General features: G+C 71.4%; 23 protein-coding genes and 5 tRNA genes. 9 read left to right on the top strand and 19 right to left on the bottom strand.

From position 1 onward, the window contains the following. Nucleotides 1-39: 39 nt before the first annotated feature. Nucleotides 40-1,890 (bottom strand): DAK2 domain-containing protein, encoded by a 1,851-nt coding sequence (locus tag ACIO9J_RS10235; RefSeq protein ID WP_401995966.1) that lies wholly within the window; start codon nucleotides 1,888-1,890, stop codon nucleotides 40-42. 212 nt (nucleotides 1,891-2,102) lie between these two features. On the opposite strand from ACIO9J_RS10235, the gene rpmB reads away from it, so the two are divergent. The 3 genes from rpmB to ACIO9J_RS10220 all read left to right on the top strand — a co-directional run bounded on the left by rpmB (nucleotide 2,103) and on the right by ACIO9J_RS10220 (nucleotide 6,773). After that, the gene (gene rpmB, locus ACIO9J_RS10230) at nucleotides 2,103-2,288 is read left to right on the top strand and encodes a 50S ribosomal protein L28 (RefSeq protein ID WP_016642993.1); all 186 of its coding nucleotides are present in this window, start codon (nucleotides 2,103-2,105) and stop codon (nucleotides 2,286-2,288) included. Between the two features lie 130 nt (nucleotides 2,289-2,418). Next, the gene (locus ACIO9J_RS10225; protein ID WP_401995438.1) at nucleotides 2,419-5,433 is read left to right on the top strand and encodes a BTAD domain-containing putative transcriptional regulator; all 3,015 of its coding nucleotides are present in this window, start codon (nucleotides 2,419-2,421) and stop codon (nucleotides 5,431-5,433) included. Nucleotides 5,434-5,468: 35 nt separating this feature from the next. After that, nucleotides 5,469-6,773, top strand: coding sequence for an FAD-dependent monooxygenase (locus ACIO9J_RS10220; RefSeq protein ID WP_401995435.1), 1,305 nt, complete (start codon nucleotides 5,469-5,471; stop codon nucleotides 6,771-6,773). Here ACIO9J_RS10220 and thiD read toward each other — a convergent pair. Both thiD and ACIO9J_RS10210 read right to left on the bottom strand, forming a co-directional pair. Continuing rightward, a complete protein-coding gene (thiD, locus tag ACIO9J_RS10215) occupies nucleotides 6,746-7,540 on the bottom strand; it encodes a bifunctional hydroxymethylpyrimidine kinase/phosphomethylpyrimidine kinase (RefSeq protein WP_401995432.1) in 795 nt (264 codons plus the stop codon). The genes ACIO9J_RS10220 and thiD overlap by 28 nt on opposite strands. Then, nucleotides 7,537-8,514: a thiamine-phosphate kinase gene (locus tag ACIO9J_RS10210; RefSeq protein WP_401995429.1), complete on the bottom strand. Its 978-nt coding sequence runs from the start codon at nucleotides 8,512-8,514 to the stop codon at nucleotides 7,537-7,539. Before ACIO9J_RS10210 ends, thiD begins: the two co-directional genes overlap by 4 nt. Nucleotides 8,515-8,723: 209 nt before the next feature. On the opposite strand from ACIO9J_RS10210, the gene ACIO9J_RS10205 reads away from it, so the two are divergent. Both ACIO9J_RS10205 and ACIO9J_RS10200 read left to right on the top strand, forming a co-directional pair. After that, the gene (locus ACIO9J_RS10205) at nucleotides 8,724-8,957 is read left to right on the top strand and encodes an Lrp/AsnC family transcriptional regulator (protein WP_016642988.1); all 234 of its coding nucleotides are present in this window, start codon (nucleotides 8,724-8,726) and stop codon (nucleotides 8,955-8,957) included. Between the two features lie 20 nt (nucleotides 8,958-8,977). Further along, nucleotides 8,978-9,475: a DUF3515 domain-containing protein gene (locus tag ACIO9J_RS10200; protein ID WP_401995426.1), complete on the top strand. Its 498-nt coding sequence runs from the start codon at nucleotides 8,978-8,980 to the stop codon at nucleotides 9,473-9,475. A 45-nt stretch (nucleotides 9,476-9,520) separates the two neighbouring features. Here ACIO9J_RS10200 and ACIO9J_RS10195 read toward each other — a convergent pair whose 3' ends face one another. From ACIO9J_RS10195 to ACIO9J_RS10185, 3 genes are all read right to left on the bottom strand, one after another. Continuing rightward, a complete protein-coding gene (locus ACIO9J_RS10195; RefSeq protein WP_401995423.1) occupies nucleotides 9,521-10,702 on the bottom strand; it encodes a D-alanine--D-alanine ligase family protein in 1,182 nt (393 codons plus the stop codon). A 34-nt stretch (nucleotides 10,703-10,736) separates the two neighbouring features. After that, on the bottom strand, nucleotides 10,737-11,687 hold the full coding sequence (locus ACIO9J_RS10190) for an NAD(P)H-dependent glycerol-3-phosphate dehydrogenase (RefSeq protein ID WP_401995963.1): 951 nt from the start codon (nucleotides 11,685-11,687) through the stop codon (nucleotides 10,737-10,739). 74 nt (nucleotides 11,688-11,761) lie between these two features. Further along, a complete protein-coding gene (locus ACIO9J_RS10185; protein ID WP_401995420.1) occupies nucleotides 11,762-12,544 on the bottom strand; it encodes a lysophospholipid acyltransferase family protein in 783 nt (260 codons plus the stop codon). A 252-nt stretch (nucleotides 12,545-12,796) separates the two neighbouring features. Between ACIO9J_RS10185 and cofC the strand changes: the two genes are divergently transcribed. Together cofC and ACIO9J_RS10175 are read left to right on the top strand one after the other, a co-directional pair. Further along, nucleotides 12,797-13,432 (top strand): 2-phospho-L-lactate guanylyltransferase, encoded by a 636-nt coding sequence (gene cofC / locus ACIO9J_RS10180; RefSeq protein WP_401995418.1) that lies wholly within the window; start codon nucleotides 12,797-12,799, stop codon nucleotides 13,430-13,432. A 13-nt stretch (nucleotides 13,433-13,445) separates the two neighbouring features. Then, nucleotides 13,446-13,649 (top strand): hypothetical protein, encoded by a 204-nt coding sequence (locus tag ACIO9J_RS10175; protein WP_401995415.1) that lies wholly within the window; start codon nucleotides 13,446-13,448, stop codon nucleotides 13,647-13,649. A 132-nt stretch (nucleotides 13,650-13,781) separates the two neighbouring features. On the opposite strand, the gene ACIO9J_RS10170 is transcribed toward ACIO9J_RS10175, so the two are convergent. The 4 genes from ACIO9J_RS10170 to leuC all read right to left on the bottom strand — a co-directional run bounded on the left by ACIO9J_RS10170 (nucleotide 13,782) and on the right by leuC (nucleotide 17,138). Next, nucleotides 13,782-14,477, bottom strand: a complete 696-nt coding sequence (locus ACIO9J_RS10170) for an HU family DNA-binding protein (protein ID WP_401995412.1) — start codon at nucleotides 14,475-14,477, stop codon at nucleotides 13,782-13,784. Between the two features lie 162 nt (nucleotides 14,478-14,639). Beyond that, nucleotides 14,640-14,876, bottom strand: a complete 237-nt coding sequence (locus tag ACIO9J_RS10165) for a hypothetical protein (protein ID WP_401995409.1) — start codon at nucleotides 14,874-14,876, stop codon at nucleotides 14,640-14,642. A 238-nt stretch (nucleotides 14,877-15,114) separates the two neighbouring features. Continuing rightward, nucleotides 15,115-15,708: a 3-isopropylmalate dehydratase small subunit gene (gene leuD / locus ACIO9J_RS10160; RefSeq protein WP_401995406.1), complete on the bottom strand. Its 594-nt coding sequence runs from the start codon at nucleotides 15,706-15,708 to the stop codon at nucleotides 15,115-15,117. Nucleotides 15,709-15,713: 5 nt separating this feature from the next. Continuing rightward, entirely contained in the window at nucleotides 15,714-17,138 is a 1,425-nt protein-coding gene (gene leuC / locus ACIO9J_RS10155; RefSeq protein WP_401995404.1) for a 3-isopropylmalate dehydratase large subunit, read from the bottom strand. Nucleotides 17,139-17,319: 181 nt separating this feature from the next. Here leuC and ndgR point away from each other — a divergent pair, with 181 nt between their 5' ends. Continuing rightward, a complete protein-coding gene (gene ndgR / locus ACIO9J_RS10150; RefSeq protein WP_401995402.1) occupies nucleotides 17,320-18,036 on the top strand; it encodes an IclR family transcriptional regulator NdgR in 717 nt (238 codons plus the stop codon). A 175-nt stretch (nucleotides 18,037-18,211) separates the two neighbouring features. On the opposite strand, the gene ACIO9J_RS10145 is transcribed toward ndgR, so the two are convergent. Then, nucleotides 18,212-18,697, bottom strand: coding sequence for a DUF4188 domain-containing protein (locus ACIO9J_RS10145; RefSeq protein ID WP_401995400.1), 486 nt, complete (start codon nucleotides 18,695-18,697; stop codon nucleotides 18,212-18,214). 107 nt (nucleotides 18,698-18,804) lie between these two features. Here ACIO9J_RS10145 and ACIO9J_RS10140 point away from each other — a divergent pair, with 107 nt between their 5' ends. After that, entirely contained in the window at nucleotides 18,805-19,467 is a 663-nt protein-coding gene (locus ACIO9J_RS10140) for a MerR family transcriptional regulator (protein WP_401995397.1), read from the top strand. A 105-nt stretch (nucleotides 19,468-19,572) separates the two neighbouring features. Here ACIO9J_RS10140 and ACIO9J_RS10135 read toward each other — a convergent pair. The 8 genes from ACIO9J_RS10135 to ACIO9J_RS10100 form a co-directional block, all read right to left on the bottom strand. Continuing rightward, nucleotides 19,573-19,645: transfer RNA gene (locus ACIO9J_RS10135), tRNA-Glu, on the bottom strand. Between the two features lie 28 nt (nucleotides 19,646-19,673). Beyond that, nucleotides 19,674-19,745 (bottom strand) — tRNA-Gln (locus tag ACIO9J_RS10130). Nucleotides 19,746-19,776: 31 nt separating this feature from the next. Next, nucleotides 19,777-19,849 (bottom strand) — tRNA-Glu (locus tag ACIO9J_RS10125). 62 nt (nucleotides 19,850-19,911) lie between these two features. Next, a tRNA-Glu gene (locus ACIO9J_RS10120) sits at nucleotides 19,912-19,984 on the bottom strand. A gap of 40 nt (nucleotides 19,985-20,024) precedes the next feature. Next, nucleotides 20,025-20,096 (bottom strand) — tRNA-Gln (locus tag ACIO9J_RS10115). A gap of 87 nt (nucleotides 20,097-20,183) precedes the next feature. Continuing rightward, entirely contained in the window at nucleotides 20,184-20,912 is a 729-nt protein-coding gene (locus ACIO9J_RS10110) for an HAD family hydrolase (protein WP_401995394.1), read from the bottom strand. An 84-nt stretch (nucleotides 20,913-20,996) separates the two neighbouring features. Then, complete coding sequence (gene gltX, locus ACIO9J_RS10105; protein ID WP_401995391.1) at nucleotides 20,997-22,472, bottom strand: glutamate--tRNA ligase; 1,476 nt, start codon at nucleotides 22,470-22,472, stop codon at nucleotides 20,997-20,999. Next, on the bottom strand, nucleotides 22,465-23,253 hold the full coding sequence (locus ACIO9J_RS10100) for a fumarylacetoacetate hydrolase family protein (protein ID WP_401995388.1): 789 nt from the start codon (nucleotides 23,251-23,253) through the stop codon (nucleotides 22,465-22,467). The genes gltX and ACIO9J_RS10100 overlap by 8 nt, the downstream gene beginning before the upstream one ends. Nucleotides 23,254-23,296 lie beyond the last annotated feature (43 nt).

The following is a 23,296-nucleotide window of genomic DNA, read 5'->3' as shown; positions in this document are numbered from 1 at the left end:
CCGCCGAAGGTCCCCCGAATCCGGCGGTCGAGGGCCGCGCTACTCCACGCCGATCAGCAGCAGCGCCGACTGGCGGCCGCCGCGGTAGACGACGGTGTCGACGGCCAGGTACGCCTCGCGCACGTGCTTCTCCAGGTGCTCGGCGACCGTCTCGGGCACGGATTCGCCGAGCACGAGCGTGACCATCTCGCCGCCCGCCGAGAGCATCCGGTCCAGGACGCCTGCCGCGGTGCGGGCGACCTCCGAGCCAATCACCGCGACGTCGCCGTCGATCAGGCCGAGGACGTCACCGGCCTGGCAGATGCCCGCCATGGTCCACGACTGCCGCTCGGCGACGGACAGTTCGCCGTACCGGGTCGCGCCCGCCGCCGACGTCATGGCGACCACGTCCTCGTCGAAGGGGCGGTCCGGTTCGTGCACGGCGAGCGCCGCGATGCCCTGGACCGCCGAGCGCGTGGGGATCAGCGCGACGCGCACCCCCTCGGTGCGGGCCTGGGCGGCCGCCGCGGCCGCGGTGTGCCGCAGGTCGGCGTCGTTCGGCAGGAGCACGACCTCGCGCGCGTGGGCCCGGCGGATCGCCTCGACGAGTTCGCCGCTGGCGGGCGGCTCCCCCACGCGCGTGGGCACGGTGGTCGCCCCGGCCTCTCCGTAGAGGCCGGCGAGCCCCTCCCCCGGCACGACGGCGACGATGGCCCGCTGCGCGCGCTCCCTGGGCGGCTGCGGGGTGGTGTGCGCGTCGCCCACTCCGAAGTGGGTGATCCGGATGCGGTGCGGGCGGCCCGCCTCCACGCCCGCCTCGACGGCCGCTCCCGCGTCGTCGACATGGACGTGGACGTTCCACAGGCCGTCGCCGCCGACCACGACGAGCGAGTCGCCGAGCCGGTCGAGCCGGGTCCGCAGCCGTGCGACGGCGCTGTCCCCGGCTTCCAGGAGGTAGATCACCTCGAAGGCCGGGCCGCCCTCTTCCACGGGGAGGTCGTCGCACTCAACGGCCTCCACGCGTGCGTGGCCGCTTCCCGCGTCCGCGGAAGCCGCGCTCGCAGAGGCCGTACTCGGGGAAGCCGTGCTCGGAGAGACCGTACGCGGGGCAGCCGTGCTCGGGAAAGCCGCGGTCCCGGAGGCAGCGTTCCCGAAGCCCGTGCTCCTGGCCGCCGCCCCCTTCGGCACCGCGCCCCTGAGCGCCACCGTCTCCCCCGCCAGAGCGCCCACCAGCGCCCCCAGCACCGCCACGAGTCCCCTGCCGCCCGCGTCCACCACGCCCGCCCTGCCGAGCACCGCGAGCTGACCGGGCGTCGCCTCCAGGGCCGCGCAGGCCCCTTCGTACGCCGCCCTGGCCACCGCCCCGCAGTCCCCCGCGGCGCCCGACGCGGCGTCGGCCGCCGCGGTGGCGACCGTCAGGACGGTGCCCTCCACCGGGTGCGCGACCGCTTGGTAGGCGGACTCGGCGGCCTGTCGGAGCGCGTGCTCCAGGGTCCGGCCTTCGACGTGATCTGCCTCACTGATGCCGGCCGGCTCCGCCTCGTGAGCGCCGTCACCCTCGGCTGCGGCGCCGATGACCTGTGCCATCCCGCGGAGCAGTTGAGAAAGGATCGTGCCCGAGTTCCCGCGGGCCCCGATGAGCGCTCCGTGGGCCATCGCGCGCATGGTCTCGGCGAGCGAAGGGCGGGCGGGTTCGTGGCCCGTGAACACGGCGTCGACCGCCTGGGAGGCCGATTCCACGGTCAGATAGAGGTTCGTCCCGGTGTCGCCGTCCGCGACCGGATAGACGTTGATCGAGTCGATCTCCTCGCGGGCCCTGCCGAGGGCGTCCAGAGCCAGTAGGCACCAGGCGCGCACCGCGACCGCGTCGAGGTTCTGCGGCACCTGTTCGCCTCCTTGACCATCCGGAATGGACGCAGCGTAGACCCAGGGTGAACGAGGGGCCCGGGGCGGGGGCCGGGCGGACCGTGGTAGTTTCGTTGTACCGAAGCGGTCGTTGTATGCTGCTCCGGTTGCCCGATACTCATCGGGACATTCCTCCTGGCAACGCCACCCCGATCATTGCACTGATCCCGGCATGCCGGGTTTAACCGTAAGTGCATCTGAAGTCTTTGGAGTGACCCGTGGCTGCCAACTGCGACGTCTGCGGCAAGGGGCCGGGCTTCGGCAACAACATCTCGCACTCGCACCGCCGTACGCCCCGTCGCTGGAACCCGAACATCCAGCGTGTGCGTGCCGTGGTGAGCGGGACGCCGAAGCGCCTCAACGCTTGCACCTCGTGCATCAAGGCCGGCAAGGTCTCGCGCTGACGCCAGCGCGGCCACCTAGCTGGTTGCTGAATCAGCCGGTTCCCTTCGGGGAGCCGGCTTTTTCGTCTGCCCATGTACCGGGCCTCCCGTCCACCCCCACGCGCGCGTGGCGGCTGCCAGAATCTGGCGGATGCGCTTCGGCATCCTCGGCCCGCTCGACGTACGGTCCCCCGACGGCACCCCGCTGGACCCCGGCGGGCCGCGCCCCCGTGCGCTGCTCACGCTGCTGCTCCTGGACGCGGGCCGTACCGTCCCCCTCGCGCGGCTGACCGACGGGCTCTACGGCGACGAGCCCCCCGCGGGCGCCGCGAACGCCCTCCAGTCCCAGGTCTCCCGGCTCCGCAAGCGCTTGGGCCTGGACATCGAGGCGGTCCCCACCGGCTACCGGCTCGCGGTCTCCCCCGAGGACGTCGACCTGCACCGCTTCGAGCGCCTGGCCCGCGAAGGGCGACGGCTGCTCGGCACCGGGGAGCACGCGCGGGCCGCCGCGCTCCTGACGGAGGCGCTCGGCCTGTGGCGGGGCCGGGCGCTCGCCGATCTGCCGGACGCCACCGCCCTCCTCGTCCGCCTCGACGAGCTGCGCCTGGCCGCCGTGCAGGACCGCGTCGACGCCGACCTCGCGCTGGGCGGCGGCCCCGGCCTCGTACCCGAACTGCGCGAGCTGATCTCCGCGCGGCCGCTGACCGAGCGTCTCTACGGGCAGTTGATGCGGGCGCTGCACGCGGACGGGCGGTCCGCGGAGGCGCTCACCGTCTACGAAGAGGCGCGGTGTGCCCTCGCCGACGCGCTCGGCACCGATCCGTCGGCCGAGCTGTCCGCGCTCCATCTGGAGCTGCTCCGGGGGCAGGAGCCGGCCAGGCAGCGGGGCGTGCCCGCGCAGGTGACGCGGTTCATCGGACGGGCCGACGAGCTCGCGGGGATCGGCGCGCGCCTGGCGGACGCCCGTCTGGTGACGCTCACCGGGCCCGGCGGCGCGGGCAAGACGCGGCTCGCCGTCGAGGCCGCGAGGGCGCTGCCCGACGTCTGTTTCGTGGAGCTCGCGCCGCTCGCCGACGGGGCCCAGGTGCCGTACGCGATCCTGACCGCGCTCGGGGTGCGCGACGGCCTGCGCGCACCGGGCGGGGACGCCACCGAGCGGCTCCTGTCCGCGCTGCACGGGCGGGAGCTGCTGCTCGTCCTGGACAACTGCGAGCACCTCGTCGACGCGACGGCCCGGGTGACCGGGCTGCTGCTCGGCGCCTGCCCCGGGGTGCGGGTCCTGGCCACCAGCCGCGAGGGGCTCGGCATCACCGGCGAGGTCCTGTGGCCGGTGCCGCCACTCGCCGCCGGGCCCGCCGCGCGGCTCTTCGCCGACCGGGCGGCCGCCGTACGCCCCGATCTGGCGGGCGCCCACGACGAAGCGGAGCGGCGCCTGACCGACGAGATCTGCGCGGCGCTCGACGGGCTGCCGCTCGCCATCGAGCTGGCCGCGGCCCGGCTGCGCACCCTCACCCTGGAGGAGCTCGCCGAGCGGCTCGGCGACCGCTTCCGGCTGCTCTCGCGCGGCGACCGTACGAAGGCGCCGCGGCACCGCACGCTGCGCGCGGTCGTCGAGTGGAGCTGGGAGCTGCTCGACGACGAGGAGCGGGCGCTCGCCCGGCGGCTCACGGTCTTCTCCGCGGGGGCGACGCTCGACGCGGTGGAGGCCGTGTGCGGGCTCCCGTATCCGGAGGACCTGCTCGCCTCCCTCGCGGAGAAGTCGTTCCTCGACGTGGCCGACGGGCGCTACGGGATGCTGCGGACCATCCACGCGTTCTGTGCCCGGCAGCTCGCCGAGGCGGGCGAGGAGGAGCGGCTGCGGGACGCGCACGCCGCGCACTTCCTGGGGCTCGCGCGGCGGGCCGAGCCGATGCTGCGCGGCGGCGACCAGCTGCCGTGGCTGGCCGGGCTGTCCGCCGAGCGCGGCAATCTGGACGCGGCGCTGCGCCACCTCACCCGTACCGATCCGCACGGCGGGCTGCGGCTGTTGGCCGCCCTTTCGTGGTTCTGGCGGCTGCGGGGCCTGAACGGGGAGCGGACGGCGCGCGCCGCCGAACTCCTGTCCGCGGTCGGCCCCGAGCCGCCGGACGGCCTGGCCGAGGAGTACGTACTGTGCGTGATCAACGCGCTGGCGGGTGACGGCACCGATCCCGCGGAACCGGCGCGCCTGGCCCTCGCCGACCGGCTCGTCGCCGGGCTTGAGGGCCCGCTGCGGCTGCCGCACCTGATCGTGCAGTGGTCGGTGACGGGCGGACCCGAGCGCAGCATGACGGACCGCGTGCGCGCGCAGGTCGGGGACGATCCCTGGGGCGCCGCGCTGCTCGGTCTCGGCCGGGGCTACCAGGAGCAGTTCGCGGGCCGCCCCGACGCGGCGGACGCGGCGTTCGCGGCCGCGCTCGCCGGGTTCCGGGGGACCGGGGACCGCTGGGGCGTGACCAACTGCCTCGCTCCGCTGGCGATGTTCGCGGACTGGCGCGGCGAACGGGAGCGGGCCCTCGCGCTGCTCGACGAGGGCCTGGTGCACGTGAGCGAGCTCGCGGCCCCCGAGGAGACCGCCGACGTGCTGCACCAGCGCGCCACCGTCCTGCTGCACGGGGGCGATCTCGCGGAGGCCGCCGTCCACTTCACCCGCGCCGCCGATCTGGCCCGCACCGCGGGTGTCCCCGACAAGGTGGCCATGGCGCTGAGCGGCCTCGGTGACGTGGCCCGCCTCTCCGGAGACACGGCACGCGCGCGTGAGCACTACGAAGCGGCCGTCGAGGAGTACGCCGCGAACTGGTTCAGCCTCGGGCAGAGCGTGCGTACGTTCGTGGGCATCGGCCGTGCCGCGCTCGCGGAGTCCCGCCCCGAAGAGGCCGCCGACTGGTTCGAGCAGGCCCGGGTCCTCGCCACGGACACCGGTGAACTGGCCGATGTCGCCGAGGCGTTGGCGGCCGTCGCCGCGGACGCGGAGGAGGCGGCCCGGCTGCTGGGGGCCGGGCACGGGCTGCGCGGCGCCTCGATCGCCGGTGACCCCGATGTCGCGGGCGTGGCCGCAGCGGCCCGCGCGCGGCTGTCCCCCGAGCGCTACGCGACGGCCTTCGAGCAGGGCAGGAGCCTTCGGTCAGGGGCGGTCAGGCAACGGTAGGCGAACGGTCAGCGCCGCCCCGGATGCTTCCCGGCATGACGAAGAAGACGAACACCAAGGCCGCGAAGAACCAGGCGCCGACCGCCACCCACAGCCTCGCCCACCTGAACGTGCTGATCTCCGGAGCCAGCGTCGCGGGCCCGGCCCTCGCTCTCTGGCTGGCCCGCTACGGAGCGCGCGTCACCGTCCTGGAGAAGGCGCCCGCCCTGCGCGGCGGCGGCTTCGCCGTCGACTTCCGGGGCGAGGTGCACCGCACGGTCCTGCGCCGCATGGGCATCTGGGACGAGGTGCACCGCAGGCAGACCCACATGGGCAGGCAGACCCTCGTGGAGGCCGACGACACGGAGCGGGTGGACCTGCCCGCGTTCCTGATGAGCGGCGACGTGGAGATCTTCCGCGGCGACCTCTCCCGGATCCTGTACGAGGCCACCGAGGACCGGGTGGAGTACATCTTCGGAGACTCCGTCGCCTCGCTGACCGAGGACTCCGAAGGCGTCGCCGTCACCTTCGACCGGGGCGCTCCCCGCCGCTTCGACCTGGTCGTCGGCGCCGACGGGCTGCACTCCCACACCCGCCGCCTGGCCTTCGGGGACGAGTCGCGGTACCTGCGCTTCCAGGGCTACTACGTAGCGGGCTTCGACGTCCCCAACCACCTAGGCCTCGACCGGACCGCCCGCATCTACAGCGAGCCCGGCCGCACCCTGATGCTCAGCAACTACGGCGCCGACCCGGCCGTGGCGGGCGTCGGCCTGGTCTTCGACTCGGAGCGGCTCGACTACGACCGGCACGACGTCGAGGAGCAGAAGAAGATCCTCACCGACCGGTTCGCGGGCATGGGCTGGCCGCACGCGGCACGGGCCCTGGAGGGCCTGGAGAGCGCCGGTGACCTGTACTTCGACGCCATCGCGCAGATCCACGTCGACCGGCTCTCCCAGGGCCGGGTGGTCCTGCTCGGGGACGCCGGGTACGGCGCCACGATGGGCGGCATCGGCACCGGCACCGCGCTGGTCTGCGCGTACGTCCTGGCCGGTGAGCTCGCGGCCGCCCGGGGCGATCACCGCGTCGCCTACGCCGCGTACGAGGCGGAGATCCGCGACTACGCCAAGGGCTGCCAGAAGATCTCCGGCAACGCGGGTCCCTTCCTCGCCCCTCCGACCGAGCGGAAGCTGCGCGGCCGGGACCGGACGTACCGCGTGCTCAGTTCACGGTTCGTGGCCGGCTTCTTCAAGAAGCTGACGGAGAAGGCCGCGAGCGACCTCGTGCTCAAGGACTACGCCCCGTGCGGGGACCGGGCCGGGCGGCCCGGCGCGGACTACCCCTCCCGGAACCGCCAGCCGTGATCCACCGGGCCGATCCCGCCGCCGAGTGCGAACCCGGCGGCGATCGCCCCGGTGACGTACTCCTTGGCCGCCGCGACGGCCTCGGGGACGCTCTGCCCCTTCGCCAGCTGCGCGGCGATCGCGCTGGCGAGCGTGCAGCCGGTGCCGTGCGTGTGGCGGTTGTCGTGGCGCGGGGCGCGCAGCACGTACTCCTCGGAGCCGTCGGTGAGCAGGTCCACCGCGTCACCGCTGAGATGGCCGCCCTTGATGAGCACCCACCGGGGTCCGTACGCGAGGACGGCGGCGGCAGCGCGGCGCAGCCCGTCCTCCGACTCGACGTGGACGCCGGTCAGTTGGGCGACCTCGTCGAGGTTGGGCGTCGCGACCGTGGCCACCGGCAGCAGCTTGGTACGGACGGAGTCCAGGGCGGATGCCGCGAGCAGCGGGTCGCCGTGCTTGGAGACGCCCACCGGGTCGACGACCGCGGGGGCGTCCGTGCCGGCGAGCAACTCGGCGACGGTCTCGACCAGTTCGGCCGACGCCAGCATGCCGGTCTTCACGGCTTGCACGCCGATGTCGTCGACGACGCCGCGGTACTGGGCCCGCACCGCGTCCGCCGGCAGCTCCCAAAAACCCTGTACGCCAAGGGAGTTCTGCGCGGTGACGGCCGTGACGACGCTCATGCCGTGCGTGCCGAGGGCCAGCATCGTCTTCAGGTCGGCCTGGATGCCCGCGCCGCCGCCGGAGTCGGATCCGGCGACGGTGAGCACCCGCGGCGGCGCGGTCACTCGGCGTCCTCGCCGTCGCCGTTGTCCCCGAAGTGGTCCCAGCCCTTGCTGGTCCACGGGGCACCGTCCACGGTCACCTGGGGCAGCGCGGAGGGGTTGAGGACCTCGCCGATGACCTTCCAGCGGGCGGGCAGCTTCACGTCCTGCGGGAAAGTCGCCACGATCGCGTGGTCCTCGCCGCCGTTGAGCACCCACTGGAGCGGGTCGACGCCGACGGCCTGGCCGATGTCGTTCATCTGGGAGGGCACGTCGACGTCTCCGGAGCGGATGTCGATGCGCACCTTGCTGGCGTCGGCGATGTGGCCGAGGTCGGCGATGAGCCCGTCGCTGACGTCCGTCATGGAGGTCGCGCCGAGCCCGGCGGCCGCGGGGCCCGCGTGGTAGGGCGGTTCGGGCCTGCGGTGGGCCTCCACGAAGGCGCGCGGCGAGCGGAAGCCGCGCGAGAGCACCGCGTGTCCGGCGGCGGACCAGCCGAGCCAACCCGTCACGGCGACGACGTCGCCCGGCTGGGCACCCGCGCGCGTGACCGGCTCGTGGTTGCGCAGATCGCCGAGCGCGGTGATCGAGACGGTGATGGTGTCGCCGCGTACGACGTCGCCGCCGACGACGGCCGCGCCCGCGACCTGGCACTCGTCCCTGAGGCCGTCCATCAGCTCGACGGGCCAGCTGGCGGGGAGTTCGGCGGGCACCACGAGGCCGAGCAGCAGCGCGGTGGGCACGGCGCCCATCGCGGCGATGTCCGCGAGGTTCTGGGCGGCGGCCTTGCGGCCCACGTCGTACGCGGTGGACCAGTCCCGGCGGAAGTGCCGCCCCTCCAGGAGGATGTCGGTGCTCGCCACGACCCTGCGGTCCGGGGCGGACACCACCGCGGCGTCATCACCGGGGCCGAGCCGTACGGCCGGAGTGGAGGTGAGCCGGGAGGTGAGCTCTCTGATGAGCCCGAACTCCCCCAACTCGCCCACGGTTCCCTTCACCGAGTCTCACCATGCCCTTTCGCGCTGCCCGGCCCCCGGTCGCGAGCCGCCACTGTCGTCGGTACCGTCGACGTGACCGTCAACTTGTGTTGTCCGTCCACCACGATGTGCGCGCCACAGCTCACCCGGGTCTCCCCCTGGCGAGCGGCGACGCGGTACCGTGGCGTCCCTTTCCCCCACATGATCCTCGTGGCCGCCCTGGAGGTTCCGTGGTACAGGCGTACATCCTGATCCAAACAGAGGTCGGCAAGGCGTCGACCGTCGCCGAGCTGATCGGCAAGATCCCGGGAGTGATTCAGGCCGAGGACGTGACCGGACCCTACGACGTCATCGTGCGCGCACAAGCGGACACGGTGGACGAGCTCGGCCGCATGGTGGTCGCGAAGGTCCAGCAGGTGGACGGCATCACACGAACTCTGACCTGCCCGGTCGTGCACTTGTAGCCCCCGTCTACCCTGGCCCGGTGAACATCCCCCGTCTCCGGCGCCGCTGTCTCGTAGGAACGTCCGCCCTCGCCCTGTTGATCACGACAGCGGCCTGTTCAGCTACGGACGACGAGGCGTCGGTGGCGGTTCCGTCCCCGGCCGCGAAGGCCGCGGGACTCTGCCGGAATCTGCACCAGCAGCTCCCGGAGAAGGTCGATGGACTGGAGCGTACCGACCCGGGGCCGAAGTCCGAACTGACCGCCGGTTGGGGAGACCCGGCGATCATACTGCGCTGCGGTGTGCCGCGGCCCCCCGAGATGATCGATCCCGAGTACGCCGCGAAGAACGGCGTGAAGGTCAACGGCGTCGCCTGGCTCCTGCAGAAGAACGACGACGGTTCGTACACCTTCACCACGGGGGCACGTCTCGCCTACGTGGAGGTGAGGCTGCCCGAGGAGCGGACGGGGGACGGTCTGGGGCCGCTCACGGACTTCGCCGGGCCCATCAAGAAGACCATTCCCGTGGGGATCGCCTGATCCCCTCGGGAATGGCCCTGAGCCCCACGGGGCGGGCGCAGCGCCTCAGCGCAGGCCCGTCGAGCGCTTGAGCGCCGCCTGGATGAGGCGGTCCACCAGCTCTTCGTAGCCGACGCCGCTCTTCTCCCACATCTGCGGGTACATCGAGATGGGCGTGAAGCCCGGCATCGTGTTGATCTCGTTGATCACGAACCGGCCGTCCTCGGTGAGGAAGAAGTCCGCGCGCACCAGGCCCTCGCAGGACGCCGCGTCGAACGCCTCGACCGCGAGCCGCTGGATCTCGGCGGTCTCCTCGGGCGTCAGCGGGGCGGGCACGATGCCGGGCGTCGAGTCGATGTACTTCGCCTCGAAGTCGTAGTAGTCGTGCGTCTGCACCGGGGGGATCTCGGCGGGGACGCTCGCGCGCGGCCCGTCCTCGAACTCCAGGACGCCGCACTCGATCTCGCGGCCGCGCAGCAGCGCCTCGACGAGGATCTTCGGGTCGTGCAGCTGCGCCTCGGCGATCGCCTCGTCCAGGCCGTCGAAGGAGTCGACCTTCGTGATGCCGATCGAGGAGCCCGCGCGCGCGGGCTTGATGAACAGCGGCCAGCCGTGCTCGCCCGCGAAGTCCGCGATGCGCCGGCGGGCACCGGCCTCGTCCCGCTGCCACTCGCGCGGACGGATCACCAGGTAGGGGCCGACGTCGAGGCCGAAGGAGGTGAACACCCGCTTCATGTAGTCCTTGTCCTGGCCGACGGCCGAGGCGAGGACTCCGGAGCCGACGTAGGGCACTCCGGAGAGTTCGAGCAGCCCCTGGAGGGTGCCGTCCTCTCCGTAGGGGCCGTGCAGCATCGGGAAGACGACGTCGACCTCACCGAGCGCCTTGGGCACGGAGCCCGGCTCGCTGTAGACGACCTCGCGGTCGCCGGGGGCCAGCGGCAGGACGACGCCGCCGTCCACGGAGTCGGACAGGTCGGCCACGTTGGGCATCCGGCGGTCGGCGATGGCCATCCGCTCGGGCTCGTCGGCGGTCAGCGCCCAACGGCCGTCCGTGGTGATGCCGATCGGCAGCACGTCGTACTTGGCACGGTCGATCGCGCTCAGCACGGCGCCCGCCGTGACCACGGAGATGCCGTGCTCCGAGCTGCGGCCGCCGAACACGACGGCCACGCGCGGCTTGCGGAGCGGCCGCTCAGAGCTCGACTCGGGACTCTGCTCAGGGCTCTGGGGGAGGTTCTCGCTGCTCATATCGCGTCGAGAGTACCCGCTGTCCCAAAAACAGTCAGCGACGCTCGGGCTTGGCACTGCGCGACATGAGCTCCTTGAGGGCCACCATCGGCGGGGTGCCCTCGTGCACGATGCCCACGACGGTCTCCGTGATCGGCATGTCGACGCCGTGCCTGCGGGCCAGATCAAGCACCGACTCGCAGGACTTGACGCCCTCCGCGGTCTGCCTGGTGACCGCGATGGTCTCCTCCAGGGTCATGCCCTTGCCGAGGTTGGTGCCGAAGGTGTGGTTGCGCGAGAGCGGCGACGAACAGGTCGCCACGAGGTCGCCCAGGCCCGCGAGTCCGGAGAACGTCAGCGGGTCCGCGCCCATGGCGAGGCCGAGCCGGGTGGTCTCGGCGAGGCCGCGGGTGATGAGCGAGCCCTTGGCGTTGTCGCCCAGGCCCATGCCGTCCGCGATGCCGACGGCGAGGCCGATGACGTTCTTGACGGCACCGCCGAGCTCGCAGCCGACCACGTCGGTGTTGGTGTACGGGCGGAAGTACGGGGTGTGGCAGGCCGTCTGAAGGCGCTGGGCGACCGCCTCGTCCCGGCAGGCCACCACGGCGGCCGCGGGCTGCCGTGCGGCGATCTCACGGGCCAGGTTGGGCCCGGTGACGACGGCCACCCGGTCCCCCGGGACCTTCGTGACGTCCTCGACGACCTCGCTCATCCGCATCGCGGAACCGAGCTCGACGCCCTTCATGAGCGAGACGAGGACGGTGTCGGGGGCGAGCAGCGGCGCCCACGCGGCGAGGTTCTGGCGCAGCGTCTGCGAGGGCACGGCGAGCACCGTGAAGTCGGCGCCGGCGGCGGCCTCGGCCGGGTCGGTGGTCGCCCTGAGGTTCTCCGGGAGCTCGACACCGGGGAGGTAGTCGGGGTTGGTGCGGGTGGAGTTGACCGCGTCGGCGAGTTCGGCGCGACGGCCCCACAGGGTGACGTCGCACCCCGCGTCGGCGAGCACCATGCCGAAGGCCGTACCCCAGGAGCCCGTTCCGAAGACGGCGGCCTTCACAGGACCTGCCGAGTTCACGGGGTTCGTCACTTGCTGTCCTCCGGGGTGCTCTCTGCGGTGCTCCGCGGCGCGCTGTCGCCCGCGGCCTTGCGTCGTTGCTCCAGCCGCGCCCTGCGCGGGTCGTAGGGCGTCTCGGGGGCCTTCTCGCCCCTGACCTCCTCAAGGAGTTCGGTGATCGCGGCCATGATGGTCTCGGTCACCTCGCGCAGCACCTCGACGGTCGGCTCCTTGTCGTAGAAGCGCGACAGGTCGACGGGTGCCCCGGCCTTCACCTGAAGGGTCTTGCGGGGGAAGAAGGAAGGCTTCTTGCTGTACGGCGGCAGGGCGAGGTTGGCGCCCCACTGCGCGACGGGAATCACCGGGCACTTGGTCCTCAGGGCGACCCGCGCGGCACCGGACTTGGCGGTCATCGGCCACAGGTCGGGGTCCCTGGTGAGGGTGCCCTCGGGGTAGAAGGCGACGCACTCGCCGCGCTCGATGGCGTCGACCGCGGCGCGGAACGCGTCGAGCGCGTTCGTGGTCTCGCGGTAGACCGGGATCTGGCCCGTGCCCTTCATGACCTTCGCGACAAACCCGCCCTTGAAAAGGCCGTCCTTTGCCAGGAAACGCGGCACCCGTCCGGTGTTGTACTGGAAGTGCGCGTACGAGAACGGGTCGATATGGGAGTTGTGATTCACCGCCGTGATGAATCCGCCGTCGGCCGGAATGTGTTCCATTCCACGCCAGTCCCGCTTGAACAGAACCACCAGCGGCGGTTTTGCGATGACCGCCGCAAGGCGGTACCAGAAGCCGATTCTGCGGCGGGACACGCGGACACCTTCCTCCATGAACCTGGTCGGCCGCACAAGTGTCGCCCCAGGCTGCCTGTCTGTCGAGAACACCGTACGCCCACCCGTCTCCCACCACCGCCCCTGTAAGGAGTCGCTGCACGACGCCCCCCCTTTTCCCGTCTCCCACCACCGCCCCTATAAGCAGTCGCCCAAAGAGGCGCCTTCCACGGGCCTCACGTTCATGACGGGCCAGCAGGTCACAATGGGCGCGACGCGAAGGACGGAGCGCCCGTGCAGTGGACCCTGGTCATACCCCTGAAGCCGTTGGCGCGCGCCAAGAGCAGGCTCGCGGCGACCGCCGGCGACGGCCTGCGACCGGGTCTCGCCCTGGCGTTCGCGCAGGACACCGTGGCCGCGGCCGCGGCCTGCCCCGCGGTGCGGGATGTGGCGGTCGTCACGGACGACGCCCTGGCGGGCCGTGAGCTGGCGGCACTGGGCGCGCGGATCGTCCCCGACGTGCCGGGAGAGGGCCTCAACGCCGCTCTGCGGCACGGAACGGCGGCCGTCCGCGCAGGACGGCCCGACGTCGCCGTCGCGGCCCTGAACGCCGATCTGCCCGCGCTGCGCCCCCTGGAATTGGCCCGGGTACTCGACGGCGCCGCCCCATTCCCCCGGGCTTTCCTGCCCGATGCCGCCGGAATCGGCACCACACTGCTCTGCGCGGCGGCGGGAACGGAATTGCGCCCGGTATTCGGCACCGCGTCCCGCGCCCGGCACACGGCTTCCGGTGCCGTGGAACTCGCGCTCGACGGCGTCGATTCCGTACGCCAGGACGTGGACACCGGCGACGACCTGCGGGCCGCACTCGCGCTCGGCGTCGGACCGCGCACCGCGGCGGCCGCGGCCCGGCTGCTCATCGCGGACTGAGTACGCTGCCCCCATGCAGGCGACCGCGTACACGTACGACTCCGAGACCCGCAGCGGCAGCGTGCTGCTCGACGACGGCACCCCGGTGCCCTTCGGGGCCCCCGCGTTCGACGCGGGCGGGCTGCGGCTGCTGCGGCCCGGCCAGCGCGTGCGGATCGAGGTCGACGGCGAGGGCGCGGAGCGCCGCATCACCCTGGTGACGCTGCAGACCTTCTGAACACCGGGTCCCGCTGAAGGCCGGGGCGCCTTCCGAACACCGGTCCCCGCTGACCACCCGGGCCTGAACACACGACGCGGGCCGGGCTCCCCCGTGGGAGTCCGGCCCGGCGCGTGAGTGCCCTCGGTGCCCTTACTTCTTGCGGGCCGTGGCCTTCTTGGCGGTCGTCTTGCGCGCCGTCGACTTCTTGGCGGGCGCCTTCTTGGCCGTGGCCTTCTTGGCGGGCGCCGTCTTCTTGGCGGTGGCCTTCTTGGCGGCGGGCGCGGCCTTCTTGGCGGTGGTCTTCTTGGCCGTGGCCTTCTTGGCCGTGGCCTTCGTCGCCGTGGCCTTCTTGGCGGTGGCCTTCTTGGCGGCCGCCTTCTTCGTCGTCGCCGTGGCCTTCTTGGCGGTGGTCTTCTTGGCGGTGGTCTTCTTCGCCGCCGTGGCCTTCGTCGCCGTCGCCTTCTTGGCGGTGGCCTTCTTGGCCGCGGCCTTCTTGACGGTCGCCGAAGCACCGCCGGTCAGGCTGCCCTTGGGGGCCTTCTTGACCGCGACGTCGTTCTTCGGGAGCTTCTTCGAGCCGCTCACCAGGTCCTTGAAGCCCTGACCCGCGCGGAACCGCGGAACCGAGGTCTTCTTGACTCGCACGCGCTCCCCGGTCTGCGGGTTGCGGGCGTAGCGGGCCGGGCGGTCGACCTTCTCGAACGAGCCGAAGCCCGTGACCGAAACGCGGTCGCCGCTGACCACGGCACGGACGACGGCGTCCAGGACCGCGTCCACGGCGTCGGCGGCCTGCTGACGGCCGCCAACCTTGTCGGCAATCGCTTCTACGAGCTGCGCCTTGTTCACGTCTTCCCCTTCGGAGACATTGCCGGGAGCGAAATACTCCGGCTTTTTCGCACGTTAGGCAGATATATACCGCAAATCAAACACGAAACGGGCTAATCACCCTTGTGCCGCAACGAACTAGACCATCTCGGAGTTCCTCGAAGGCATGTTGAGGCTTGCGGCTCAGCCGTCTTCGGGGAATCGGCCCTCGTCAGCTTCGTCGAGGGACGCCATCAATCGCTCCAGACGCCTTGCCGCATCGGCGAGATCGTGTTTGGCCGCGGCCGTAATGACCAGCAGCTTCCGGGTCAGCGCCATCCGTACGCCCTCCGGGACTTGCAGTGCACGCACCCGTGAGTGCGCTTCCTTCAGTTGGTCCGCGACGAGCCCGTAGAGCTCGAGTTGGCTGTCACGTCCCATGCACCGATTGTGCCATCTAGGGCGAGTTGTCGCCTCCGCAGGGGGTAACTACCGCCCTCCGGCGCTCTCCTGAGGGTACCCGGTCAGGCCGAGTACAAGGGGATTTCAAGCCTCTTCTTCCTTCAAGGACAAGGGAGTTGAGACCACCCATTCAGGTCATCGGGAACCCCTCGGGCGGCGCACACAGATGTACCCCCAACCGTCCACGATTGGGGGTACACGGGGGTGTTGCGGGATGTCAGACCTGCACGGTCCGGGGCTTGTAGGAGGGTCGCCCGGTCTCGTACGAGGCGATGTCGGGCTCGTTCTGCAGCGTGATGCTGATGTCGTCGAGGCCGTTCAGGAGCCGCCAGCGGGCGTTCTCGTCGAGTTCGAAGTCCGCCGTGATGCCCTGCGCGCGGACCTGGCGGTCCTCCAGGTCCACGGTGATCTCGGCCTGCGGGTCGTTCTCCGTGAGCTCCCAGAGCGCGTCCACGACCTGCTGGTCGAGCACCACGGTGAGCAGGCCGTTCTTCAGCGAGTTGCCCCGGAAGATGTCGGCGAAGCGGGCCGAGATGACGGCCTTGAAGCCGTAGTTCTGCAGCGCCCACACGGCGTGCTCGCGCGAGGAACCCGTACCGAAGTCGGGGCCGGCGACCAGGACCGTGGCGCCCTGGCGCTCGGGGCGGTTCAGGACGAACTCGCCGTCTTTGCGCCAGGCCTCGAAGAGCCCGTCCTCGAAGCCGTCCCTGGTGACCTTCTTGAGCCAGTGGGCGGGGATGATCTGGTCGGTGTCGACGTTGCTGCGGCGCAGCGGTACGGCCCGGCCGGTGTGCGTGGTGAAAGCTTCCATGGTTCTCAGACTCCGGCGGTCACGGGGGCGTCGGACAGATCGGCGGGCGCGGCCAGATGGCCGGTGACCGCGGTGGCGGCGGCGACCTGCGGGGAGACCAGATGGGTGCGGCCGCCCTTGCCCTGCCTGCCTTCGAAGTTGCGGTTGGAGGTGGACGCCGAGCGCTCGCCGGGGGCCAGTTGGTCGGGGTTCATGCCCAGGCACATCGAGCAGCCCGCGTGCCGCCATTCGGCCCCTGCGGCGGTGAAGACCTTGTCCAGGCCCTCGTCCATGGCCTGGAGGGCGACCCGGACCGAGCCGGGGACGACCAGCATCCGTACGCCGTCGGCGACTTTGCGGCCCTCGACGACGGCGGCCGCCGCCCGCAGGTCCTCGATGCGGCCGTTGGTGCAGGAACCTACGAAGACGGTGTCGACCTTGATGTCGCGCAGCGGCTGCCCCGCGGTCAACCCCATGTACTCCAGGGCCTTTTCGGCGGCGTAGCGCTCCGAAGCGTCTTCGTACGAAGCCGGGTCGGGGACGCTCGCCGAAAGGGGCGCTCCCTGGCCGGGGTTGGTGCCCCAGGTGACGAACGGCGCCAGCGAGGCGGCGTCGATGTAGACCTCGGCGTCGAAGACCGCGTCGTCATCGGTGCGCAGGGTCTTCCAGTACGCCACGGCGGCGTCCCAGTCCTCGCCCTGCGGGGCGTGGGCGCGGCCCTCGATGTAGTCGAACGTGGTCTCGTCCGGGGCGATCATGCCCGCGCGGGCGCCGGCCTCGATCGACATGTTGCAGATGGTCATCCGGGCCTCCATCGAGAGCTTCTCGATGGCTCGGCCGCGGTACTCCAGGACGTAGCCCTGGCCGCCGCCGGTGCCGATCTTCGCGATGATGGCGAGGATCAGGTCCTTGGCCGTGACGCCCTCGGGCAGTTCGCCGTCGACCGTGATGGCCATGGTCTTCGGGCGGGCCATGGGCAGAGTCTGGGTGGCGAGCACGTGCTCGACCTGGGAGGTGCCGATGCCGAACGCCAGGGCACCGAAGGCACCGTGCGTGGAGGTGTGCGAGTCGCCGCAGACCACCGTGGTGCCGGGCTGGGTCAGTCCGAGCTGCGGTCCCACCACGTGGACGACGCCCTGCTCGACGTCGCCGAGCGGGTGCAGGCGCACCCCGAACTCGGCGCAGTTCTTGCGCAGCGTCTCCAGCTGGGCGCGCGAGACCGGGTCGGCGATGGGCTTGTCGATGTCGAGGGTCGGGGTGTTGTGATCCTCGGTCGCGATGGTGAGGTCGAGCCGCCGCACCGGCCGGCCGGCCTGCCGGAGGCCGTCGAAGGCCTGGGGGCTGGTCACCTCGTGCAGCAGGTGCAGATCGATGTAGAGGAGGTCGGGCTCGCCCTCGGCGCGCCGGACGACGTGGTCGTCCCAGACCTTCTCCGCGAGTGTCCTACCCATCGCTTTCCCTCCGACCGGCCGCATCGCCGGCCCAACTAGAGAATCTGTTCGCCGACGCGCGTACCCCTCGTGCCGCACGTCGGCCGCGAAATCCGTTGGTCCGCGGATCGCTCGTACAGAGTGGCGCGTTCCACGGAAATTTGAACTTGCGTTTCACAGAGTGAGACGCGAGTATCGACGCATGGACAACTCTAGCGGCGTCGGCGTCCTCGACAAGGCAGCCCTTGTCTTGGGCGCTCTGGAGTCCGGTCCGGCCACCCTCGCAGGACTGGTCGCGGCCACCGGGCTCGCACGACCCACGGCCCACCGACTGGCCGTGGCACTGGAACACCACCGGATGGTGGCGCGGGACATGCAGGGCCGTTTCATCCTCGGCCCGCGCCTGGCCGAACTGGCCGCCGCGGCGGGCGAGGACCGCCTCCTCGCGACCGCGGGCCCGGTCCTCACGCATCTGCGTGACGTGACGGGCGAGAGCGCGCAGCTCTACCGCCGCCAGGGCGACATGCGCATCTGCGTCGCCGCGGCGGAGCGCCTCTCGGGCCTGCGGGACACGGTCCCGGTGGGCTCCACGCTCACCATGAAGGCGGGCTCGTCGGCCCAGATCCTGATGGCCTGGGAGGAGCCGGAGCGCCTGCACCGCGGCCTCCAGGGCGCCCGTTTCACGGCCACCGCCCTCTCCGGCGTACGCCGCAGGGGCTGGGCCCAGTCGATCGGCGAGCGCGAGCCGGGCGTCGCGTCGGTCTCCGCGCCGGTGCGCGGGCCCTCGAACCGCGTGGTCGCGGCCGTCTCGGTCTCCGGACCGATCGAGCGCCTGACCCGCCACCCGGGCCGCATGCACGCCCAGGCGGTCATCGACGCGGCGGGACGCCTCTCCGAGGCCCTGCGCCGCTCCTCCTGACGTACGGGAGCACGGGGAGGGGCCGCCTCAACGCCGCGGCGCCCCTTCCCCGCACGCTCCCCCGTTCCTCCACACTCCCCCGCCGAGCCCCCGCTCGCCCTTGAGACCACTCGCCGTTGAGGCCTCGCTCCCCGCGAGCCCCTCGCGGCAACGCCAGGCCGCCCCCAGGCCGCTCTCACGCCACCTTGAGGCGATCGGCGGCGCGATCCCCGCGCCTGCCCACCGGAATCACGCCGGTGGCCGCGCCCAGGCCGAACTCCGGCATGTTGACGTACACGGCCTCATGCGCCCCGGCCCGCACGACGAACGTCTCGTGCCAGAAGCCGACCTTGCCCTTGCCCTCCCGGATGCGCCGGTTGAAGGCGGACCACGCGGGCCTGTGCTCCTTGTCCCGCGCGGCGGCGTAGGCCAGCAGCTTCTCCTGCGACTCCCAGTACTGGACGACGTACACCAGGCGCGTGCCGCCGAACAGCAACTGGTAGCCCAGCATGCCGATCTCGCGGTCCTTGGACAGCTCCTTGAGCATGCGCGGCATCGCGCGGAAGACGGGCCACCAGCTGCGGACGGCACGGAAGTTGTTGATGCGCATCCCGATGTGGAAGACCACCACGCCGTCCTGCGCGTCGGCGGTCATGCGCCCTTCGATCGGCTTGCTGCTCATGACGGTTCCCCCTTGGTAGAGCCCTGGCCGAACATTGGATAGTTCCGCTATCCATGATTGGATAGTGCCACTCTCCAAAGGGCGGCGCAAGAGGGAGGCGCGAAGCGATGAGACTGGCGGAGCTGAGCCGGCACACCGGGGTCCCCGCGGCCACGATCAAGTACTACTTGCGCGAAGGGCTGCTGCCGCCGGGCCGCCGCGTGAGCGCGACACAGGCCGAGTACGACGCGTCGCACGTGCAGCGGCTCCGGCTCGTGCGGGCGCTGATCCAGGTGGGCCGCGTGCCGATCGCTTCGGCGCGCGAGGTCCTGACCGCCCTTGAGGACGACTCGCTGGACCACAACTCCCGCCTGGGCACGGCCGTGTGGGCCCTGCCCCACGGCCCGGAGTCCCCCGAGGACGACGAGGCCGCGCAGGAGGCACACCGCACGGTCGACGCGCTGCTCACCGATCTCGGCTGGCGCAACGCGCAGGAGTACGGGGCGGAGTCACCCGCCTACCGGATGCTGGCGACCGCGGTGGCCACCCTCGCCCGGCTCGGATATCCGTGCGCCGTCGACGACTTGGCGCCCTACGCCCGCTCGGGCCATCAACTGGCCGTCGCCGATCTGGACTTGATCGAGCGGTACGACTCCCCCGACCGGCAGCTGGAGGCGGCCGTCGCCCTCACGGTGTTGTACGAGCCGGTACTCCTGAGCCTGCGCCGCATCGCCCAGGCGGAGGAGTCCAACCGCCGCTACGGGGAGGGCGGTTCGGGCCGGGAGGAGTGATGGACGCCGCCCCGACAGGACCCGCCCCACGAGGGCCCGCCCCGAGAGGACGGCACACACGACGAAGGGCCCTCCCTCATGGGAAGGCCCTTCGGTGCTGCTCTGTACCCCCGACCGGATTCGAACCGGCGCTACCGCCTTGAGAGGGCGGCGTGCTAGGCCGCTACACAACGGGGGCGCGGATCTCGTGTTGCCACCAGATCCAGCTGGGCTACCAGGACTCGAACCTAAACTAACGGAACCAGAAACCGTCGTGCTGCCAATTACACCATAGCCCAATGTGGTCTAGACCAGGTCTAGTACCGACAGTACCCCCGACCGGATTCGAACCGGCGCTACCGCCTTGAGAGGGCGGCGTGCTAGGCCGCTACACAACGGGGGCCCTAGCGATCCTGCATCAGAAACAGTGGGTGCGACCCGATCTGTCCCCGCGGGAAGGATCTGTACCCCCGACCGGATTCGAACCGGCGCTACCGCCTTGAGAGGGCGGCGTGCTAGGCCGCTACACAACGGGGGCCTTGTGGATGAGATCCACGGTTGCAGATGAGCTCTGCGAGCTGGCCTACCAGGACTCGAACCTAGACTAACGGAACCAGAAACCGTCGTGCTGCCAATTACACCATAGGCCATCAAAACGCAACCCCTTGCGGGGGTTTTGTTTGATGTGCGCTTCCCGGCCGGACCTTTCGGCCCTCTCGGGCGGCGCAGGAAGAACATTACCCGAAGGTGGACGGCGCTCCAAAACGGGTATCCGCACGCAGGATCGCGGGGAGCTCGGAGAGGCGCGTGATGCGGTGCACCCCCGACGGGCCTTCCTCCGCCGCGCCGTTGCGGTCGAGCCAGATCCCGAGGAGGCCCGCGTCCCTGGCGCCCCTCGCGTCGATCTCCGGCTGGTCGCCGACGTAGGCGACATCGGCGGGGTCGAGCCCCAGCGCCGTACAGACCGCGAGGAACGCCTCGGCCGCCGGCTTGGAGACGCCGAGGTCGGCGGCGCACAGGACGGCCTCGAAGCGGTCGCGGACGCCGAGGACGCGCAGTTTGCGGTCCTGGACGGACAGGGCGGAGTTGGAGAGGACCGCGTGGCGGTAGTCGTCGGCGAGCGCGTCCAGGGCGGGGACGGTGTCGGGGAAGAGCGACCAGGCCGACTCGTAGTGACCCACGTAACGGGCGAACCAGGCGTCGGCGTCGGGGCCGGTGAGCGCCGGGGCGTCGAGGAAGTCCCGCACCCGGTCGCGGCGCTGCTCCTGGAAGTCCGTCTCCCCCGCGCCGAAGCGGGCCCAGTGGCGCTCGGTGATGGCCTTCCAGAGGGACAGGGCCCGCTCGGCGGAGGCGTAACGCTCCAGGAGGCCTTCGGCGGTCAGGTGCGCCCGCATGCCGACGGCGTCGGCGCGCGCGTAGTCGAAGAGGGTGTCGTCGATGTCCCAGACCACGGCTTGGATCGGCATACGGCCGACGGTAGGCGAAGGGCCCGGGAGCCGTCTCGGCTTCCGGGCCCTTCGTCTCGTGCGGGGCGGATCAGGCGGTGCGGATCAGGCGGTGAGCTTCGCCAGGGCCGCGTCGATGCGGGTCAGGGTCTTGTCCTTGCCCAGGATCTCCAGGGACTCGAACAGGGGCAGGCCGACCGTGCGTCCGGTGACGGCGACGCGGACCGGGGCCTGGGCCTTGCCGAGCTTGAGGCCGTGCTCCTCGCCGGCGGCCAGGACGGCCTCCTTGAGGGACTCCGGAGACGTCCAGTCGGCCGCCTCCAGCTTGGCGCGGGCCGTGCGCAGGAGGGCGTCGGAGCCCTCCTTCATGGCCTTGGTCCAGCTCGGCTCGTCGAAGACCGGCTCCGCGAGGAACAGGAAGTCCACGTTGTCCGTGATCTCGGAGAGGACCTTGAGGCGGGTCTGCGCGTGCGGCGCGATGGCCTGCCAGGCGGCCTCGTCGAACTGCTCGGGGGCCCAGTTGGCGTGCGGGGCCGTCAGCCAGGGCGCGCAGGCCTCGGCGAAGGCCTTCACGTCCAGCATGCGGATGTGGTCGGCGTTGATCGCCTCGGCCTTCTTCAGGTCGAAGCGGGCCGGGTTCGCGTTCACGTCCGCGAGGTCGAACTTGCCGACCATCTCCGGGATCGTGAAGACGTCCTGGTCGGCGGAGAACGACCAGCCGAGCAGGGAGAGGTAGTTGAGCAGGCCCTCCGGGAGGAAACCGCGCTCCCTGTAGAGGTTGAGCGAGGCCTGGGGGTCGCGCTTGCTCAGCTTCTTGTTGCCCTCGCCCATGACGTACGGGAGGTGGCCGAACTCGGGGATCGTCTTGGCGATGCCGAGCTCGATCAGCGCCTTGTAGAGGGCGATCTGGCGGGGCGTGGAGGAGAGCAGGTCCTCGCCGCGCAGGACGTGGGTGATCTCCATCAGGGCGTCGTCGACCGGGTTCACCAGGGTGTACAGCGGGGCGCCGTTGGCGCGCACGATGCCGTAGTCGGTGACGTTCTCCGCCTGGACGGTGATCTCGCCGCGGACCAGGTCGACGAAGGTGGTGGCCTCGTCGGGCATCCGGAAGCGGACGATGTGGCTGCGGCCCTCGGCCTCGTACGCCTGCTTCTGCTCGGCGGTGAGGTCGCGGCAGTGGCCGTCGTAACCGGAGGGCTTACCGGCGGCGCGGGCGGCCTCGCGGCGGGTGTCCAGCTCCTCGGTGGTGCAGTAGCACGGGTAGGCGTTGCCGGCGGCGATGAGCTTCTCGGCGACGTCCTGGTAGATGTCCATGCGCTGCGACTGGCGGTACGGCGCGTGCGGTCCGCCGACCTCGGGGCCCTCGTCCCAGTCGAAGCCCAGCCAGCGCATCGAGTCCAGGAGCTGCTCGTAGGACTCCTCGGAGTCGCGAGCCGCGTCGGTGTCCTCGATGCGGAAGACCAGGGAGCCCTCGTTGTGCCGGGCGTAGGCCCAGTTGAAGAGGGCGGTGCGGACCAGGCCCACGTGGGGGTTGCCGGTCGGCGAGGGACAGAAACGTACGCGGACGTTCGCGTTAGCCACGCTTGATCACCTTGTTGGTGAGAGTGCCGATGCCTTCGATGGTGACGGCGACCTCGTCGCCGACGTTGAGGGGGCCGACCCCTGCCGGGGTGCCCGTGAGGATGACGTCGCCCGGGAGCAGCGTCATGGCCTCGGTGATGTTCACGATCAGGTCCTCGATGTCGTGGACCATCTCGCTGGTGCGGCCGAGCTGGCGCTGCTGGCCGTTGACCGTGCACTGGATCGTGAGGTCGTTGGCCGCGGCCAGGTCGATGTCCGTCTCCACCCAGGGGCCGAGCGGGCAGGCGCTGTCGAAGCCCTTGGCGCGCGCCCACTGCTTCTCGCGGCGCTGGACGTCACGCGCGGTGACGTCGTTGGCGCAGGTGTAGCCGAAGATCACGTCCTTGACCCGCTCGCGGGGGACCTCGCGGCACATGCGGCCGATGACCACGGCCAGCTCGGCCTCGTGGTGCACTTCCTCGGAGAACGAGGGGTACGTGATGGCGTCGCCGGAGCCGATCATCGAGGTCGCGGGCTTGAAGAAGGCGAACGGGACGTCGGGGACGTCGCTGCCGAGCTCCTTGGCGTGCTCCGCGTAGTTGCGGCCGAAGGCCACGATCTTGTGTCCGATGACCGGCGGCAGCAGCCGGACCTTGCTCAGCGGGACCTTGACACCGCTGAGCTCGAAGTCGGCGACGTACGGACTGCCCTTGATGATGTCGACGACGAGTTCGTCGGGCTTGTCGCCCTCGACCGCGCCGAAAGCGACATTGCCGTCGATGGAGAACCTGGCGATGCGCACGTGAGCGTTTGCCCCTTGCTGGGATGGGGTGGAGTCTGACGCT

Source organism: Streptomyces sp. NPDC087300, assembly GCF_044744425.1.
In the GTDB taxonomy this organism is placed as follows: Bacteria; Actinomycetota; Actinomycetes; order Streptomycetales; family Streptomycetaceae; genus Streptomyces.
The sequence above is the reverse complement of the archived record's forward strand: the minus strand, read 5'-3'. Positions and strand labels throughout refer to the sequence as shown.